Here is a 17,782-nt window from a genome sequence, read left to right as displayed (position 1 = left end):
TGTAGTAATGGATTTTAACGCCGGACTCATGCCGCTCGACGTGGCGCTTAACGAGATGCTGGACCGTATTTCCCCGCTGAACGCCAGCGAAACGCTGCCGCTGGTGCAGGCTTTCGGCCGTATTACCGCCGAAGATGTGGTGTCGCCGCTCGACGTCCCGGGCTTTGATAACTCAGCGATGGACGGCTACGCCGTACGTCTGGCCGATCTGGCCGAAGGCAAGCCGCTGAGAGTCGCCGGAAAAGCCTTTGCCGGACAGCCCTTCGAAGGCGAATGGCCTGCGGGCACCTGCGTGCGGATCATGACCGGTGCGCCGGTGCCGCCAGGCTGTGAGGCCGTGGTGATGCAGGAAGAAACCGAACAGACCGACGACGGCGTGCGTTTCACCGCCAGCGTCAAAGCTGGCCAGAACATTCGCCTGTGCGGGGAAGATATTCGCGCAGGCCATGCAGTATTCCCGCGTGGTACACGCCTGACAGTTGCCGAACTCCCCGTGTTAGCGTCATTGGGTATCGCCAATGTAGACGTGGTACGCAAAGTGCGCGTGGCGGTGTTCTCCACCGGCGATGAGCTTAAATTACCCGGTGAGCCGCTGGCTGCGGGGCAAATTTATGACACTAACCGCCTTGCCGTTCATCTGATGCTGGAACAGCTCGGCTGCGAAGTGATCAACCTCGGGATTATTCCGGACGATCAGAACAAGCTGCGGGCGGCGTTTATCGAAGCCGACAGCAAAGCGGACGTGGTTATCAGCTCCGGCGGCGTCTCCGTGGGCGAAGCGGATTACACCAAAACTATTCTTGATGAGCTTGGTGAAATCGCCTTCTGGAAGCTTGCCATCAAGCCCGGCAAACCCTTTGCCTTCGGTAAACTGAGCCACAGCTGGTTCTGTGGCCTGCCGGGCAATCCTGTCTCTGCGGCGCTGACGTTCTATCAGCTGGTGCAGCCGCTGCTGGCAAAACTGGGCGGTAATCCCGCTTCAGGCCTGCCGCCACGTCTGCGCGTTCGCACCTCAACGCGCCTGAAAAAATCGCCGGGCCGCCTCGACTTCCAGCGTGGCATGCTGACGCGCGATGAGAACGGCGATTTGACCGTAGCGACCACCGGCCATCAGGGCTCACATATCTTCAGCTCCTTCAGTCAGGGCAACTGCTTCATCGTGCTTGAGCGCGACCGCGGCCACGTTGATGCCGGTGAATGGGTTGACGTGGAGCCGTTTAACGCGCTGTTCGGAGGGCTGTAATGAGCGTGGAGCTGAGCGATGCGGAGACGCTGCGCTACAACCGGCAAATTGTGCTTCGTGGTTTCGACTTTGACGGTCAGGAGAAGCTGAAAGCTTCGCGAGTGCTGGTCGTCGGGCTTGGCGGCCTCGGCTGCGCGGCTGCGCAGTATCTGGTAGCGGCGGGCGTCGGGCAGATGACGCTGCTCGATTTCGATACGGTGTCGCTTTCAAATCTGCAACGCCAGACGCTGCACAGCGATGTGACAATCGACCAGCCGAAGGTGATCTCGGCCCGCGAGGCGCTTGAATGCATCAACCCGCACGTGCAGTTCACCTGTATCGACGCTCAGCTTGATGAAGCTGCTTTACGTGAGCAAATTGCTGCGCACGATCTGGTGCTCGACTGCACCGATAACGTGGCGATCCGCAATCAGCTCAACGCAGGCTGTTTTACGCATAAAACGCCGCTGGTGTCCGGCGCCGCCATTCGCATGGAAGGGCAAATCAGCGTGTTTACCTATCAGCCGGATGAACCCTGTTATCGCTGCCTGAGCCGCCTGTTCGGCGAAAACGCCCTCACCTGCGTGGAGGCTGGAGTGATGGCTCCGCTGGTCGGCGTTATCGGTTCCCTTCAGGCAATGGAGGCCATCAAGCTGCTCACGACATACGGCACGCCTGCCGCCGGGAAAATCGTGATGTATGACGCGATGACCTGCCAGTTCCGGGAGATGAAGCTGATGCGGTTTGCAGGGTGTGAGGTTTGTAGTCGCACGTGAGATTGTTGCCCGGTGGCGCTACGCTTACCGGGCCTACGAGATCCCAGACAGTCTGTAGGCCCGGTAAGGCAAAGCCGCCACCGGGCAATTTTTACAGAGAAGACCGCCCAAACGCCCCCATCCAGTCCTGTTCAAACTTGTCGATAGCGGCATCCACCGCCGGTGAGGCGATAAACTGCTGAGCAACGTCCAGCGGCAGCGTGATGGACTGACAGCCCACCAGCAGACAGTCCAGCGCCTGACGCGGCGTTTTGAAGCTCGCGGCCAGCACTTTTGATTCCGGGGCATGCAGTTCCAGCAGCTGCTGTAACTCTTCCACGCTACGAATACCGCTGCCGCCCTGCGCATCAATGCGGTTCACATAAGGTGCCACATACTCAGCACCAGCCAGCGCCGCCAGCATCCCCTGCGCTGCGCCGTAAACCGCCGTACCGAGCGTCGGGATCCCTTCGGCTTTCAGCATCTTAATTGCCGCTAAACCTTCGGCCGTTACCGGTACTTTAACCACCAGATCAGCGATGATGCTGCGCAGCTTACGCGCATCGCTCACCATTCCTTCAGCCGTGTTCGCCATCACCTGGGCGAATAAACGCCCCTGCCCGCCGAGCGCGTCCTGCAATTCAGGCAGCAGCGTTTCGAGCGGCTTTTTGCCTGCCGCCACAATGCTCGGATTCGTTGTCACGCCCGCCAGTGGGAAAACGCGCGCCAGCTTTTTGACCGCGGCAGCATCAGATGTATCCAGATAGAGTTCCATACCGGTTCCTTAAAATGTGAGGTTCTGCATGCTTTAAGACTACCACGCCGCAACCGCGCGCTTTGTTGATTCACGTCAAAATCACTTTCATTCGAAAGTTATTTAATCTTTACACGAAAGCAAAGAGGCGAATTATGATCTTCAACATTCAGCGCTACTCGACCCATGATGGCCCCGGTATTCGCACCGTTGTCTTTATGAAAGGCTGCTCGCTCGGCTGCCGCTGGTGTCAGAACCCGGAAAGCCGTGCCCGCACGCAGGATCTGCTGTTTGATGCGCGTCTATGCCTCGACGGCTGCGATCTCTGCCAGCAGGCTGCCCCCGGCGTTATCGAACGTACGCTGAATGGCCTCATTATTCATCGCGAAAGACTTGAACAGCCGCAGTTGAACGCGCTGAATGGCTGCTGCCCGACTCAGGCGCTCACCGTCTGCGGTGAAGTCAAAAGCGTGGACGACATTATGACGACCGTGCTGCGTGACAAACCTTTCTACGATCGCAGCGGCGGCGGCCTGACCCTCTCCGGCGGCGAACCTTTTATGAACCCGGAGCTGGTGCTCTCGCTGCTGAAAACCAGCCACGAGCAGGGCATTCATACGGCGGTAGAAACCTGCCTGCACGTACCGTGGAAATACATCGAACCTGCCCTGCCGTATATCGATCTGTTCCTTGCTGACCTCAAGCATGTTGATACCGATAAGTTCCGGCAATGGACTGACGGCTCCGCAAAACGCGTAATGGATAACCTCAAGCGCCTCGCGGCAGCGGGTAAAAAGATGACCATTCGCGTGCCGCTGATTCAGGGTTTCAACGCCGATGAAGCCTCAATCAAGGCCATAACCGACTTCGCCGCTGACCAACTCCACGTCAGCGACATCCACTTCTTACCGTACCACACGCTCGGCATGAATAAGTACAGCCTGCTCGGCGTACCCTACTCTGCTCCCGACAAGCCGCTCGATGCCCCGGAACTGCTGGATTTTGCCCAGCAAACGGCCCGGGAAAAAGGGCTGACTGCGACCCTACGAGGATAATACGATGACCACTCTGATTCTTGATAAACTGACCGACCGCATCAAGGCGCATAAAAACGCACTGATTCACATCGTTAAGCCGCCGGTCTGCACCGAGCGCGCCCGTCATTACACCACCGTTTACCAGCAGAATATGGATAAACCGATTCCGGTACGCCGTGCGCTGGCGCTGGCTCACCATCTGGCGGAACGCACCATCTGGATCAAACACGATGAGCTGATCATCGGCAACCAGGCCAGCGAAGTGCGCGCCGCGCCGATATTCCCGGAATATACCGTCAGCTGGATTGAAAAAGAGATCGACGACCTTGCCGACCGTCCGGGCGCGGGCTTTGCGGTGAGCGAAGAAAATAAGCGCGTGCTGCATGAAATCTGCCCGTGGTGGAACGGTCAGACCGTGCAGGATCGCTGCTATGGCATGTTCACCGACGAGCAGAAAGCGCTGCTGGCAACGGGCATCATTAAAGCCGAGGGCAATATGACCTCCGGCGATGCGCACCTGGCGGTGAACTTCCCACTGCTGCTGGAAAAAGGGCTCGATGGCCTGCGCGAAAAAGTGGCCGAACGTCGCTCGCGCATTAACCTGACCGTGCTGGAAGATTTGCACGGCGAACAGTTCCTGAAAGGCATTGATATCGTTCTGGAAGCGGTCAGCCTGCATATCACACGCTTTGCCGATCTGGCACGTAAAATGGCTGCGGAAGAATCTCGTGAAGCGCGCCGCGACGAGCTGCTGGCGATGGCGGAAAACTGCGATGTTATCGCCCACGAACCGCCAAAAACCTTCTGGCAGGCGCTACAGCTCAGCTACTTTATTCAGCTTATCCTGCAAATTGAGTCCAACGGTCACTCAGTTTCCTTTGGCCGCATGGACCAGTATCTGTATCCGTTCTACCGCCGCGACGTGGAGCTGAACCATTCTCTCCAGCGCGAACAGGCCATTGAGCTGCTGCACGCCTGCTGGCTGAAGCTGCTGGAAGTGAACAAAATCCGTTCCGGTTCGCACTCAAAAGCGTCCGCCGGCAGCCCGCTGTATCAGAACGTCACCATCGGCGGCCAGAAGCTGGTGAACGATGAAGCGATGGATGCGGTCAACCCGCTCTCTTATGCAATTCTGGAATCCTGCGGTCGTCTGCGCTCCACCCAGCCAAATCTGAGCGTGCGTTACCACGCGGGCATGAGCAACGACTTCCTCGACGCCTGCGTGCAGGTGATCCGCTGCGGCTTCGGAATGCCCGCCTTTAACAACGATGAAATCGTCATTCCGGAATTCATTAAGCTCGGTGTGGAAAAACAGGACGCTTACGACTATGCAGCTATCGGCTGCATTGAAACCGCCGTCGGCGGCAAATGGGGCTATCGCTGCACCGGCATGAGCTTTATCAACTTCGCCCGCGTGATGCTGGCGGCGATGGAAGGCGGACGCGATGCCACCAGCGGTGAAATCTTCCTGCCGCAGAGCAAGGCGCTGTCGCAGGGCAATTTCAGCACCTTCGATGAAATCATGGCCTCCTGGGATACGCAGATTCGCTACTACACCCGCAAGTCCATTGAAATTGAGTACGTTGTCGACACCATGCTTGAAGAGAACGTGCATGACATTCTCTGTTCGGCGCTGGTGGATGACTGCATCGAACGGGCGAAAAGCATTAAGCAAGGTGGCGCAAAGTATGACTGGGTGTCGGGCTTGCAGGTGGGGATTGCCAACCTCGGCAACAGCCTGGCCGCCGTCAAAAAGCTGGTCTTTGAGCAGGGGGCTATCGGGCAGCAGCAGCTTGCCGCCGCGCTTGCCGACGACTTCGAGGGCCTGACCCACGAACAGCTGCGCCAGCGTCTGATTAACGGCGCGCCGAAATACGGTAACGACGATGACGCCGTAGATGCCCTGCTGGTTCGTGCCTATCAGACCTATATTGACGAGCTGAAGCAGTACCACAACCCACGTCACGGCCGCGGCCCGATTGGCGGCGACTACTACGCAGGGACGTCCTCCATTTCCGCAAACGTACCGTTTGGCGCGGCGACCATGGCAACCCCTGACGGACGCAAAGCGCATACGCCGCTGGCGGAAGGCGCAAGCCCGGCTTCCGGCACCGATCATCTCGGCCCAACGGCGGTGATCGGTTCCGTTGGCAAGCTGCCTACCGCTGCGATTCTCGGCGGCGTACTGCTGAACCAGAAGCTCAATCCGGCAACGCTGGATAATGATTCTGACCGCCAGAAGCTGATGGTGCTGCTGCGCACCTTCTTCGAAGTGCACAAAGGCTGGCACATTCAGTACAACATCGTGTCGCGCGAAACGCTGCTGGAGGCGAAGAAACACCCGGACCAGTATCGTGATTTGGTGGTGCGCGTGGCGGGCTATTCAGCATTCTTCACCGCGCTGTCGCCGGATGCTCAGGACGATATTATCGCTCGTACTGAACATACGCTTTAAGGCTCAAAAACCAGGTTTCGTGCGGGCTAAATGCCCGGCGGCGCTACGCTTGCCGGGCCTACGTTGGTCGTGAGTAGGCCGGATAAGGCGAAGCTGCCACCCGGCATTTAAGCCTCACTTCACTTACGAATGAAATAAATTTGAGGTTTCCGTCACATTATCACTAGAATGCTCCTGAACGCAGTTAACGCCAGGAGCCTTCGTATGACCGTTAAAGTTATCGTCACAGATATGGACGGAACTTTTCTTAATGATGCCAAGCAGTACCATCGTGAACGCTTTTTGGCGCAGTTTCAGCAGCTTAAACAACGCGATATTGAATTCGTTGTGGCAAGCGGCAACCAGTACTGGCAGCTCATCTCCTTCTTCCCTGAAATTCGTGACCAAATTTCTTTCGTCGCCGAAAACGGCGCTTTGGTGTATCAGCACGGCAAAGAGCTGTTCCACGGAGAGCTAACGCGCCATGAGTCTCAGGTGGTCATCGGCGAGCTGCTCAAAGATCCCCAGCTAAACTTCGTGGCCTGCGGGCTGGAAAGCGCGTACGTCAGCGACAAAGCGCCGGAAGCCTTTGTGAAGCTGATGTCGAAGCACTATCACCGCCTGAAGCCAGTGTCGGATTATCAGCAGATCGACGACAAGCTTTTCAAGTTCTCACTGAATCTCCCCGACAGCGACATTCCGCAGCTGATTGATGCCCTGCACGTCTCGCTCGACGGCATAATGAAGCCCGTCACCAGCGGCTTTGGCTTTGTGGATCTGATCATCCCGGGCCTGCACAAGGCCAACGGCATCAGCCGCCTGCTGAAAAACTGGCAGCTCTCACCGCAGGAGTGCGTGGGCATTGGCGACAGCGGCAACGATGCCGAAATGCTGCAGCTGGTGAAATACTCTTTCGCCATGAGCAACGCCGCCGACAGCATCAAAGCCATCGCCCGTTACCAGACGGACGATAACAACCACGACGGTGCTCTGAACGTGATTCAGGCCGTGCTGGACGGCACCTCTCCTTTCTGATCCCCTCTATGCCATGCCGGATGCGGCATGGCCTTTTCCGGCCTACAAAACCCTGATGCACTGATACTCCACAGGCCTGATGAGCGCAGCGCCATCAGGCATTTCAAACCCCTTTCCGGTTCGTGAGAAGCATCAAGTTATTTAACTTGCATTAACCTAATTTTAACTTAAAGTATCACATGTAAGTTAAATTACTTTCGAATGAAAGATTGAGAGGTCCATCATGACGCTTACCTGTTCCAGTGAAACCCTGCCTGCCGATCACAAAGCGGCTATCCGCGAAGTGAAACAAGCGCTGCGTGCGCAGATTGGTGACGTGCAGGGCGTGTTCGACAAACTTACCGCCCACATTGAAGCCCGCGTGGCGCAGATCGAGGCGCTAAAAGCCAGCGGCAAACCGGTCTGGCCAGTGATTGCTTATAGCGACCTGGCCGCCGGCAAGATTACTGAAGCCCAGCGTGAGGAGATCAAGCGCAGAGGCTGTGCGGTGATCAAAGGACATTTTCCCCGCGAGCAGGCGCTGGGCTGGGACCGCTCAATGCTCGACTACCTCGATCGCAACCACTTTGACGATGTGTACAAAGGGCCGGGCGATAACTTCTTCGGCACCCTGACGGCCTCACGCCCGGAGATCTATCCGATCTACTGGTCGCAGGCGCAAATGCAGGCCCGGCAGAGTCCGGAAATGGCGACCGTGCAGTCGTTCCTGAATCGCCTGTGGCGCTTTGAAAGCGAAGGTAAACAGTGGTTCGACCCGGACGTCAGCGTCATTTACCCGGATCGCATCCGCCGCCGACCGCCGGGCACCACGTCGAAAGGGCTTGGCGCACACACCGATTCCGGAGCGCTTGAGCGCTGGCTGCTGCCTGCTTATCAGAAGGTTTTCGCCAACGTGTTCAATGGCGACTTCACGCATTTCGACCCATGGGATGCGGCGCATCGCACCGAAGTGGAAGAGTATACGGTGGATAACACCACTAAATGTTCTGTTTTCCGCACCTTCCAGGGCTGGACGGCGCTTTCAGAAATGATTCGGGATCAAGGACTGCTGCACGTCGTGCCGATTCCGGAGGCCATGGCCTACGTGCTGCTGCGCCCGCTGCTTGACGATGTCCCCGAAGATGAACTTTGCGGCGTGGCACCCGGCCGCGTGCTGCCCATCTCTGAACGGTGGCATCCGCTGCTGGTCAAAGCCCTGACTTCCATTCCGGCGCTGGAGCCGGGTGATTCGGTCTGGTGGCACTGCGACGTGATCCACGCCGTTGCCCCGGTTACCGATCAGCAGGGCTGGGGCAACGTGATGTACATTCCGGCGGCGCCAATGTGTGAGAAAAACCTCGCCTATGCGCAGAAGGTGAAAGCGGCGCTGGAAAAAGGCGCTTCGCCGGGCGACTTCCCGCGTGAGGATTATGAAACAATATGGGAAGATCGTTTTACGCTTAGCGATTTGAACGTTCACGGAAAGCGCGCCCTGGGCATACCTGTTTAATCATCGTACAGCCCTTCCCGTTCAACGGCGGTACGTCGCGTGCCTGGACGTATCCGCCGGACGGATTCCCTCACGGCAAGCTGGCCATGCAGCAGAAGAGAACCGCACGGCGCTTCTGGACGAATCAGCCGCTGCTGTAGCATCTGCACGGCCTCTACGCCCAGCTCATCACGCGGCACGTGGATAGCCGTCAGCGGCACATCCTGAATCGCGGCCAGGTTGAAACCGTCGATGCTCATCACCGACACATCCTGCGGCACCCGTAGCCCACGCTGCTGAAGCGCGTTTATCGTACCTGCGGCCATAAAATCCCCACCGACCAGAAACGCCGTCGGCAGCGGCTTGCCGCCGAGGGCATCCAGCCAGGCCCCCACTTTCTCTTCTGTTTCTTTTGCACTGAAGCTCGGCACGGTTATCAAATCGCGGGCGTCCTGAAAACGGAGGTTGCCGTTCTTCCACGCCTCACGAATGCCCATCAATCTGAGCTCCATCGTGTAGCGGCGCAGGCACATCACGTTCACCACCGAACGGTGACCCATATCGAACAGATACCGGGCAGCAAACTGGCCAATCAGGCGGTGATCCGGCGCGATCGACGGCAAACGCATGCGCTCATCGCGACAGTTGATCAGCACGCAGGGCCTGGCGAAATCCGCCGCCAGATCGTGAATGTGCGGATCGTCGATACCGAGCAGGATCGCCGCCTGGGTTTCGGCCTCATTCATTCGCGCCAGAAACAGGTTGGCATCACTGTCGTTTTCCTCCAGCGCGCAGTAACGAAGGCGCACCTCATGCGGCGACAGCGCTTTATTGATGCTCTGGATCACGCGGTAGTAAAAGATGTCGGACCGCTCATCGAACGCCCGCTGCGGCGCAAAGACAATCAGGCTGTTCAGCAACATTCTGCCTGCGGCCATGCCTTCCATCACGCCCAGCTCACGTGCACAAGCAAGCACCCGCTCTCGCGCCTTTTCACTGGTGTTGGCTTTGCCCGCCAGCACCCGGGAAACGGTGCTGCCGGAAAGGCCTGTCCGGGCGGCAATTTCGGCGATTTTGAGCTTTTTATCCAATTTGTGATCTACCTCCATTTTGAAAATGAAAGAATTTTCATGGTTAATTTACCCTGTCCACAAAGGGGTGAATGTGACTAACCGGGAAGTTTTGCCCACCTTATGAAAAAACTTGCATAAATCAGGCTATCAGCGCCGATTTTTCTGCCTTACCCTGAATTGGCCTGACAACTTCCATACTAGTTATATGGGAGCTTACCAAAAGAAAACCATTAGGTTTCAAGAAAATAGAAAAACTGGTGTGACAACTCACGGATCGAGTCGGTCATCTTCCCCCCTACAAACCGTCTTGTGGAGAATTCTATGAGCCAAGGTATTAATAACGATATGACGGTCAGCAAATCGCGCCGCGTAGTGAAAAACCTGCGCTGGTGGGTGCTGGTGCTTTTCCTTCTGGGCGTTACCGTAAACTACATCACGCGCAACTCACTGGGCATTCTCGCGCCCGAGCTGAAAACCGAACTGGGCATTACCACCGAACAGTACTCCTGGATCGTTGGCGCCTTCCAGCTGGCCTATACGATCTTCCAGCCAATTTGCGGCTGGCTGATTGACGTTATCGGCCTGAAACTCGGCTTTATGATTTGTGCGATTCTGTGGGCCGTTGCCTGTATCGCCCACGCGGGCGCAGGAAGCTGGCTGCATATGGCGCTGCTGCGTTTTGGCATGGGTGCCTCCGAAGCGGCTGCGACGCCGGCGAACGCGAAAACCATCGGCGAATGGTTCCCAAAATCTGAGCGCCCGATTGCCGCCGGTTGGGCTGGCGTCGGTTTCTCCATTGGTGCAATGCTGGCCCCGCCAATCATCTACTTTGCCCACGCCTCCTTCGGCTGGCAGGGCGCGTTCATGTTTACCGGTTTTCTGGCGCTGGTGTGGGTGGTTCTGTGGTGGGCGTTCTACCACAACCCTGATAAGCACCCAAACCTGAGCAAAGAAGAGCTGGCCTTCATCAACCAGGATAACGAAGCGCCACCGGTCAAGCTGCCCTTCTTCACCGCGCTGCGCACGATTGGTAAGAACAAACGTTTCTACGGCATTGCCATCCCGGCCTTTATGGCGGAACCGGCCTGGGCGGTAATGAGCTTCTGGGTACCGCTGTACCTCGCCAAAGCCTACGGTATGGAGCTCAAGCAGATTGCACTGTTCGCCTGGCTGCCGTTCCTCGCCGCCGATCTGGGCAGCGTGGCGAGTGGCTATCTCACCCGACTCTATGTCCGCGTGTTCGGCTGCACCCGCGTGAACTCTATTGTGGCCTCTTCCGTCAGCGGGGCGTTCCTGATGCTCTCCCTGGCGGCAATGGCCTTCACCAATAACCCGTATGTGGCAATTGCGCTGATCTCCATCGGCGGCTTTGGCCACCAGATAATCTCCTGCATGCTGAGCGCCCTGGTGGTCGAGTCGTTCGACAAAGGCCAGATGGCGACCGTCAACGGCATGCGTGGCTCCGCGGCGTGGATCGCAAGCTTCCTGTTCTCTCTGATTATTGGGGTAACGGCCGACAAGATTGGCTTCAACCCGCTGTTTATCGCCATGGGCTTCTTTGACCTGATTGGCGCAGTCTTCCTGGTTGCATTTATTGCTGAACGTCGCGCTAAACGCGCCTGAGTATAGGTTTTGATATGAAAACGCTTAAACACTGGTCCTTCGAAAAACAATCCGCCCACCACGTCGAGCTGGCCGTCGACGGCCAGCACACGCTCTGCCTGTACATGCTGGAAGAAAACCTGTTCCGCGTGCTGCTTAAACGTCAGGGCAAACTGGCGCTGGACAAAACCTGGAGCATCGCGCCGGGCCAGGACGTGCCGTGGGAAGGTCGTTCCCGCGACGATCTCTCCGGATTCAGCCTGCCTGCGTGGACGCTGGAGAAAAAAGACGACAGCCTCACCATCAGCACCTCACAGCTGCGCGTCACCGTCCACCAGCCGCTGTGGCTGGAGTGGCACTACAAAAATGAAGCGGGCGAGTGGCAGTATCTGACCGGTGACCGTCCGACCAGTGCCTATCTGGTGAATGTCCATGGCGACGGCGTGGCGCACTACCTGAAGCGTCAGAAGGACGAGCGCTTCTACGGTCTTGGCGAAAAAGCGGGTGATTTACAGCGCACCGGTAAACGCTATGAAATGCGTAACCTGGACGCAATGGGCTACAACGCGGTCAGCACCGACCCGCTCTATAAGCATATTCCGTTCACCATCACCCGCCGGGATGACGTGAGCGTCGGCCTTTTCTACGATAACCTGAGCAGCTGCTGGCTGGATCTGGGCAACGAGCTCGACAACTATCACACCGCCTATCGCCGCTGGCAGGCCGAAGCGGGTGATATCGACTACTACCTGTTCACCGGCAAGCGCGTGCTGGATATCACTAAATCCTTCGTGCGTCTGACGGGCAAAACGCTGTTCGGGCCAAAATGGAGCCTCGGATACAGCGGTTCAACCATGCATTACACCGATGCGCCGGACGCGCAGAACCAGCTGATGAACTTTATCCGCCTGTGCGACGAGCATGCCATCCCTTGCGATTCATTCCAGCTTTCGTCCGGCTATACCTCGATCAACGGCAAACGCTACGTGTTTAACTGGAACTACGACAAAGTGCCGCAGCCGAAGGTGGTGAGCCAGGCGTTCCACAATGCAGGCCTGAAGCTTGCGGCCAATATCAAGCCGTGCCTGTTACAGGATCACCCACGCTATAACGAAGTGGCGGAGAAAGGCCTGTTCGTGCGTGATTCCGAAGCCAACGCGCCGGAACGCTCGGTGTTCTGGGATGACGAAGGTTCCCACCTCGACTTCACCAATCCGGCGACCATAGCCTGGTGGCAGGAAGGCGTGACCACCCAGCTGCTGGAGATGGGCATCGACTCCACCTGGAACGACAACAACGAATATGAAGTCTGGGATGGCGAAGCGCGCTGCTTTGGCTTCGGTCAGGAAATCGCCATTAAGCACATTCGCCCGGTCATGCCGCTGCTGATGATGCGCGCCTCCATGGAAGCGCAACAGCGTTTCGCGCCGGAAAAACGTCCGTATCTGATTTCCCGCTCCGGCTGCGCCGGGATGCAGCGCTACGTGCAGACCTGGAGCGGTGATAACCGCACCAACTGGGATACCCTGCGCTATAACACCCGCATGGGCGTGGGTATGAGCCTCTCCGGGCTGTTTAACGTCGGACACGACGTCGGCGGTTTCTCCGGCGATAAGCCCGATGCAGAGCTGTTCGTCCGCTGGGTGCAGAACGGCGTAATGCATCCGCGCTTTACCATCCACTCCTGGAACGATGACCATACCGTTAACGAACCGTGGATGTACCCGGCGATCACGCCATGCATTCGCGGTGCGATTGAGCTGCGCTACCGCCTGATGCCGTATCTCTACACTCTGCTGTGGCAGGCACACGCCGACGATGAACCGATGCTGCGCCCTACTTTCCTCGATCACGAACACGACGAGCAGACCTTCGCCGAGTGCGATGACTTCCTGCTGGGCCGCGATCTGCTGGTGGCAAGCGTGGTGGAACAGGGCCAGCGTCAGCGCCCGGTCTGGCTGCCAGCCAACGAAACGGGCTGGTACGATTTCTACACCGGCGAATGGTTCTCCGGCGGCCAGTGGATCACCGTCGATGCGCCGCTGGAAAAACTGCCGCTGCTGGTTCGCGCCGGTGCCGGTCTGCCGCTAAGCGATCGCATTAAGCATGTGAAACCGCAGGACGACACCAACCGCGAACTGAAGCTGTTCCCGTTGAAGGGCGTGGGGTCAGAGCACGGCTTGCTGTTTGAAGATGACGGCGAAACCTGGGGCTACAAAGAGGGCAAAGCGCTGTGGCTTGAGTGGGAAATGGAATGCACCGGTAGCACCATTAATCTGAAGCTGAACCCGCGCGGTGATTTCCGCCCGGCGTGGAATGCGCTGAAGGTGACATTACCTGTGGGCGAGAAGCGTCAGCTGCTGATTAACGGCGAAGCCAGCGATGAGTGGTGCCTGAAGTAAGGCCTGGCGGCCCTTTCCCTTTGGAAGGGCAGAACAAATTAATGTCCAGCTGTAACTAACTGCGTCATGCGTGTAACAGCGCATGGCGTTTTTTACAACCGCAGGATAATGTCAAAGGGCCTCTTAATCTGCGGACAATCCATAATGAAAATATTCACCGCTTTCGCCGTTGTTCTTGCCCTTGGCTCCACCAGCGCACTGGCCTTTCAGGAAAAACCGTCCCCGGAAGCCGCCGCTGCGTCAGCCACAACCGTCAAAACCACCGCGCTGAGCCGTTTTTCAGCCGATGAAAATGATGGCGACATCGCTCAGGCTTATGCACCAGGCACCTTTACCCGCACCGCAACGACCAGCAACGGCTATCCGCTTCCCGTTCCGCATCACCACTAATGTTGCAGGATGCCCGGCGGCGGCTTCGTCTTGCCGGGTCTACCGCTATTCCCGCGCAGAGTCACCGGGCACTTTTCTCGTCAGATTGCCGCAATCAAAAATCCGATCAGCACGCAGTACAGCATCAGCGTCAACAGCGTCAGCACAATCAGCATCGCCTTCTCCCGTCAGGACCGAAGCATCATCAGGCGGATAAATGCCACTACCGTAAGACTGCATAGCGCCCAGTTACGCAGGCGGGTTAGCCACTCTGTTCGCTCGCAGGATTTGTCCTGCACGCTTCGGCGTCGGCAATGCGAGACACATTCGCGAATTATGTCCTGACGAGTGATATTACGCAGCACTTTGTGGCCAATGATCTGCTCTTCGGCATCGTCCTGCTGAAGGCAAATCGTCACGTGATAAACCTGTCCGGTTTCCCGAATGTGATAACGATAAAGAGCGGATTCTGATACGCCGGAATAAAAAGAAAACTCACGCATAGCCCCTCCTGCCACTGAAAATTCAGTCGCTATTTCTTCACAGAATTGTGCAGAAATAATGGGGAGATCGTGGGATTACGAAGGTGTTGCGGAAGCGTTTAAAAATAAGGCGGTCGGGCGGGAGAAAACCCCGGTTACGCAGATGCACACGAGAATGTGAATATATTTCCCTATGGATTTCGCGCTGCAACAAGGCGGCAAGTCCGCAAATCCCCGGGAGCTTACTAAAGTAAGTGACCGGGGTGCGCGGGTGCAGCCAACACTGTTGCAGCGTGAAAGACGACGAGAAATCAGTTGTCGATGCCTTTACTGCGCAGATAATCTTCGTAGTTGCCGCTGAAGTCGATCACGCGCTCTGGCGTAATTTCGATTACGCGGGTCGCCAGTGAAGAAACGAACTCACGGTCATGGGAGACGAAAATCAGGGTGCCCTGATACATTTCCAGTGCCATGTTCAGCGATTCGATGGATTCCATATCCAGGTGGTTGGTCGGTTCATCCATCACCAGAATGTTGGGTTTTTCCATCATCAGCTTGCCGAACAGCATACGGCCTTTCTCACCACCGGAAAGCACCTTCGCTGGCTTCTTGATGTCGTCCTGGCTGAACAGCAGACGGCCGAGGAAGCTGCGCACCACCTGCTCGTCATCACCTTCCTGCTTCCACTGGCTCATCCACTCAAACACGGTGAGATCGTTTTCGAACTCGTACTCGTGATCCTGCGCGTAGTAACCAATTTTGGCGTTTTCGGACCATTTCACCGTCCCGCTGTCCGGCTGAGCTTCACCCACCAGGGTTTTCAGCATGGTGGATTTACCCACGCCGTTAGCACCGATGATGGCAATCTTCTCGCCCACTTCCAGCAGCAGATTGAAGTTCTTGAACAGAGGACCGTCTTCAAACCCTTTGGTGAGCGCTTCCACTTCCAGCGCGTTACGGAACAGTTTCTTGTCCTGCTCAAAGCGAATGAACGGGTTCTGGCGGCTGGACGCTTTCACTTCTTCCAGCTTGATCTTATCAATCTGGCGGGCACGAGAGGTTGCCTGACGAGATTTAGAGGCGTTGGCGCTGAAGCGGCTAACGAAGGATTGCAGGTCAGCAATCTGCGCTTTTTTCTTGGCGTTATCGGCCAGCAGACGCTCACGGGCCTGAGTGGCCGCCGTCATATATTCATCGTAGTTGCCTGGATAAACGCGCAGTTCGCCGTAGTCCAGATCCGCCATGTGGGTGCAGACCATATTCAGGAAGTGACGGTCGTGCGAAATGATAACCATGGTGCTGTCGCGCTCGTTGAGCGTCTGTTCCAGCCAGCGAATGGTGTCGATGTCCAGGTTGTTCGTCGGTTCATCGAGCAGCAGGATATCCGGATTAGAGAACAGCGCCTGCGCCAGCAGCACACGCAGCTTCCAGCCAGGTGCGACTTCACTCATCGGGCCGTAGTGCTGCTCCAGCGGAATACCCACGCCGAGCAGCAGTTCACCCGCGCGGGATTCGGCAGAGTAGCCGTCCATTTCGCCGTAGGCGACTTCAAGATCGGCCACTTTGTAGCCCTCTTCTTCGCTCATTTCCGGCAGCGCGTAAATGCGATCGCGCTCCTGCTTCACTTCCCACAGTTCGGCATGGCCCATGATCACCGTATCAAGCACGGAGAACTCTTCAAAGGCGAACTGATCCTGGCGCAGCTTACCGATGCGCTCATTAGGATCGAGCGAAACGTTGCCGAGGGTCGGCTCCAGGTCGCCCCCCAGAATTTTCATAAAGGTGGATTTACCGCTTCCGTTGGCGCCAATCAGGCCGTAACGGTTGCCGCCGCCAAATTTGACGGAGATGTTTTCGAACAGCGGCTTACTGCCGAACTGCATAGTGACGTTGCTGGTAACTAACACGGGCGTATCCTGAAAGATGTGACAAACAGCCTATTTTGCCACAAATCCGAATAAAAATCGCCTTGCTCGTGCACGGGCTACACTGTCACCATGGAACCAGACGGTGAAAAAAGTGTGATTTCGTCCACATCTGATTTCCCTGCGGCGTGGAATGCACCTATAATGCGCTCCCATTAAAGGTTCCTTTTCTCCAACAACAGCCTGCTGGCATCGATACTTCGCACAACATGAAAATGAAATTATCTACGCTTTTCGCGGCAGCTTTTGCCGTTATGGGCTTTTGCAAAACTGCATCTGCTGTGACCTATCCTCTGCCAACCGACGGAAGCCGTCTGATTGGCCAGAATCAGGTGGTCACTATCCCGGAAGATAACAAGCAGCCGCTTGAGTATTTTGCTGCGCAGTATCAGATGGGTCTGTCCAACATGACCGAAGCCAACCCTGGCGTCGACGTGTACCTGCCAAAAGGTGGCACGGTGTTGAACATCCCTCAGCAGCTGATCCTGCCTGATACGGTACATGAAGGCATCGTGATTAACAGCGCTGAAATGCGTCTGTACTACTACCCGAAAGGCACCAACACGGTAATCGTGCTGCCAATCGGTATCGGCCAGCTGGGGAAAGATACCCCAATTAACTGGACCACCAAGGTTGAACGTAAGAAAGCGGGCCCAACTTGGACGCCGACTGCGAAAATGCACGCGGAATATATTGCCGCAGGCGAACCGCTGCCGGCCGTTGTTCCCGCGGGTCCGGACAACCCGATGGGTCTGTACGCCCTGTATATCGGTCGTCTGTATGCTATCCACGGCACCAATGCTAACTTCGGTATCGGCCTGCGCGTGAGCCACGGCTGCGTGCGTCTGCGTAACGACGACATCAAGTTCCTGTTCCAGAACGTGCCAGTTGGGACGCGCGTGCAGTTCATCGATGAGCCTGTGAAAGCCACCACCGAGCCGGACGGCAGCCGCTACATTGAGGTTCACAACCCGCTGTCAACCACCGACGCTCAGTTCAACGGCGGTGAAGTCGTACCAATCACCCTGACCAAATCCGTGCAGGCAGTGACGGGTCAGAGCGATGTGGATTCCACCGTTGTGGACCAGGCCGTTCAGGATCGCTCAGGGATGCCAGTTCGCCTGAACTGATCCTTCAGCGCTGAGGACAAAAAAAGGCAGGTTGCGAAACCTAATGCCGATCGTTTAAGGATCGGTTGACCGATCCGGTAGCTGGTGTAAAAAG

General features: G+C 56.9%; 14 protein-coding genes. 10 read left to right on the top strand and 4 right to left on the bottom strand.

What is annotated here, in order from left to right; translation table 11 throughout:
- The first annotated feature begins 7 nt into the window (after positions 1 to 7).
- Together moeA and moeB are read left to right on the top strand one after the other, a co-directional pair.
- Positions 8 to 1,243 carry a molybdopterin molybdotransferase MoeA gene (gene moeA / locus RTU33_RS16740; protein WP_312628867.1) on the top strand — a complete coding sequence of 412 codons (1,236 nt, stop codon included), beginning with the start codon at positions 8 to 10 and terminating at the stop codon, positions 1,241 to 1,243.
- A complete protein-coding gene (gene moeB / locus RTU33_RS16735; RefSeq protein WP_312628866.1) occupies positions 1,243 to 1,998 on the top strand; it encodes a molybdopterin-synthase adenylyltransferase MoeB in 756 nt (251 codons plus the stop codon). Before moeA ends, moeB begins: the two co-directional genes overlap by 1 nt.
- Positions 1,999 to 2,089: 91 nt before the next feature.
- On the opposite strand, the gene fsa is transcribed toward moeB, so the two are convergent.
- The gene (gene fsa / locus RTU33_RS16730; protein WP_312628864.1) at positions 2,090 to 2,752 is read right to left on the bottom strand and encodes a fructose-6-phosphate aldolase; all 663 of its coding nucleotides are present in this window, start codon (positions 2,750 to 2,752) and stop codon (positions 2,090 to 2,092) included.
- A 134-nt stretch (positions 2,753 to 2,886) separates the two neighbouring features.
- Here fsa and RTU33_RS16725 point away from each other — a divergent pair, with 134 nt between their 5' ends.
- From RTU33_RS16725 to RTU33_RS16710, 4 genes are all read left to right on the top strand, one after another.
- Positions 2,887 to 3,786, top strand: a complete 900-nt coding sequence (locus RTU33_RS16725; protein ID WP_312628862.1) for a glycyl-radical enzyme activating protein — start codon at positions 2,887 to 2,889, stop codon at positions 3,784 to 3,786.
- A gap of 4 nt (positions 3,787 to 3,790) precedes the next feature.
- Positions 3,791 to 6,223, top strand: a complete 2,433-nt coding sequence (locus RTU33_RS16720) for a formate C-acetyltransferase/glycerol dehydratase family glycyl radical enzyme (protein ID WP_312628860.1) — start codon at positions 3,791 to 3,793, stop codon at positions 6,221 to 6,223.
- 204 nt (positions 6,224 to 6,427) lie between these two features.
- Positions 6,428 to 7,237, top strand: a complete 810-nt coding sequence (locus RTU33_RS16715) for a Cof-type HAD-IIB family hydrolase (RefSeq protein WP_312628858.1) — start codon at positions 6,428 to 6,430, stop codon at positions 7,235 to 7,237.
- A gap of 223 nt (positions 7,238 to 7,460) precedes the next feature.
- Complete coding sequence (locus RTU33_RS16710) at positions 7,461 to 8,726, top strand: DUF1479 domain-containing protein (protein ID WP_312628856.1); 1,266 nt, start codon at positions 7,461 to 7,463, stop codon at positions 8,724 to 8,726.
- On the opposite strand, the gene RTU33_RS16705 is transcribed toward RTU33_RS16710, so the two are convergent.
- Positions 8,723 to 9,814 carry a LacI family DNA-binding transcriptional regulator gene (locus RTU33_RS16705; protein ID WP_312628854.1) on the bottom strand — a complete coding sequence of 364 codons (1,092 nt, stop codon included), beginning with the start codon at positions 9,812 to 9,814 and terminating at the stop codon, positions 8,723 to 8,725. The two genes, RTU33_RS16710 and RTU33_RS16705, sit on opposite strands and share 4 nt — an antisense overlap.
- Before the next feature lie 285 nt (positions 9,815 to 10,099).
- Here RTU33_RS16705 and RTU33_RS16700 point away from each other — a divergent pair, with 285 nt between their 5' ends.
- From RTU33_RS16700 to RTU33_RS16690, 3 genes are all read left to right on the top strand, one after another.
- Positions 10,100 to 11,401 (top strand): MFS transporter, encoded by a 1,302-nt coding sequence (locus RTU33_RS16700; RefSeq protein WP_312628853.1) that lies wholly within the window; start codon positions 10,100 to 10,102, stop codon positions 11,399 to 11,401.
- A gap of 14 nt (positions 11,402 to 11,415) precedes the next feature.
- Positions 11,416 to 13,782: a glycoside hydrolase family 31 protein gene (locus RTU33_RS16695; RefSeq protein WP_312628851.1), complete on the top strand. Its 2,367-nt coding sequence runs from the start codon at positions 11,416 to 11,418 to the stop codon at positions 13,780 to 13,782.
- A gap of 144 nt (positions 13,783 to 13,926) precedes the next feature.
- The gene (locus RTU33_RS16690; RefSeq protein ID WP_312628849.1) at positions 13,927 to 14,172 is read left to right on the top strand and encodes a hypothetical protein; all 246 of its coding nucleotides are present in this window, start codon (positions 13,927 to 13,929) and stop codon (positions 14,170 to 14,172) included.
- Between the two features lie 167 nt (positions 14,173 to 14,339).
- Here RTU33_RS16690 and RTU33_RS16685 read toward each other — a convergent pair whose 3' ends face one another.
- Positions 14,340 to 14,654 carry a hypothetical protein gene (locus tag RTU33_RS16685; RefSeq protein WP_312628847.1) on the bottom strand — a complete coding sequence of 105 codons (315 nt, stop codon included), beginning with the start codon at positions 14,652 to 14,654 and terminating at the stop codon, positions 14,340 to 14,342.
- Between the two features lie 290 nt (positions 14,655 to 14,944).
- Entirely contained in the window at positions 14,945 to 16,540 is a 1,596-nt protein-coding gene (locus RTU33_RS16680) for an ABC-F family ATPase (RefSeq protein WP_312628846.1), read from the bottom strand.
- Between the two features lie 227 nt (positions 16,541 to 16,767).
- On the opposite strand from RTU33_RS16680, the gene ldtB reads away from it, so the two are divergent.
- On the top strand, positions 16,768 to 17,688 hold the full coding sequence (gene ldtB / locus RTU33_RS16675) for a L,D-transpeptidase (protein WP_312628845.1): 921 nt from the start codon (positions 16,768 to 16,770) through the stop codon (positions 17,686 to 17,688).
- The last annotated feature ends 94 nt before the right edge of the window (positions 17,689 to 17,782 follow it).

The sequence above is a fragment of the Scandinavium sp. genome (genome assembly GCF_032012665.1).
GTDB lineage: Bacteria > Pseudomonadota > Gammaproteobacteria > Enterobacterales > Enterobacteriaceae > Scandinavium.
The sequence above is the reverse complement of the archived record's forward strand: the minus strand, read 5'-3'. Positions and strand labels throughout refer to the sequence as shown.

What these genes read in the sequence shown, in the direction of transcription:
- moeA (WP_312628867.1), top strand. Translation starts at nt 8, where the DNA reads ATGGATTTTAACGCCGGACTCATGCCGCTCGACGTGGCGCTTAACGAG.
- moeB (WP_312628866.1), top strand. Translation starts at nt 1,243, where the DNA reads ATGAGCGTGGAGCTGAGCGATGCGGAGACGCTGCGCTACAACCGGCAA.
- fsa (WP_312628864.1), bottom strand. Translation starts at nt 2,752, where the DNA reads ATGGAACTCTATCTGGATACATCTGATGCTGCCGCGGTCAAAAAGCTG.
- RTU33_RS16725 (WP_312628862.1), top strand. Translation starts at nt 2,887, where the DNA reads ATGATCTTCAACATTCAGCGCTACTCGACCCATGATGGCCCCGGTATT.
- RTU33_RS16720 (WP_312628860.1), top strand. Translation starts at nt 3,791, where the DNA reads ATGACCACTCTGATTCTTGATAAACTGACCGACCGCATCAAGGCGCAT.
- RTU33_RS16715 (WP_312628858.1), top strand. Translation starts at nt 6,428, where the DNA reads ATGACCGTTAAAGTTATCGTCACAGATATGGACGGAACTTTTCTTAAT.
- RTU33_RS16710 (WP_312628856.1), top strand. Translation starts at nt 7,461, where the DNA reads ATGACGCTTACCTGTTCCAGTGAAACCCTGCCTGCCGATCACAAAGCG.
- RTU33_RS16705 (WP_312628854.1), bottom strand. Translation starts at nt 9,814, where the DNA reads ATGGAGGTAGATCACAAATTGGATAAAAAGCTCAAAATCGCCGAAATT.
- RTU33_RS16700 (WP_312628853.1), top strand. Translation starts at nt 10,100, where the DNA reads ATGAGCCAAGGTATTAATAACGATATGACGGTCAGCAAATCGCGCCGC.
- RTU33_RS16695 (WP_312628851.1), top strand. Translation starts at nt 11,416, where the DNA reads ATGAAAACGCTTAAACACTGGTCCTTCGAAAAACAATCCGCCCACCAC.
- RTU33_RS16690 (WP_312628849.1), top strand. Translation starts at nt 13,927, where the DNA reads ATGAAAATATTCACCGCTTTCGCCGTTGTTCTTGCCCTTGGCTCCACC.
- RTU33_RS16685 (WP_312628847.1), bottom strand. Translation starts at nt 14,654, where the DNA reads ATGCGTGAGTTTTCTTTTTATTCCGGCGTATCAGAATCCGCTCTTTAT.
- ldtB (WP_312628845.1), top strand. Translation starts at nt 16,768, where the DNA reads ATGAAAATGAAATTATCTACGCTTTTCGCGGCAGCTTTTGCCGTTATG.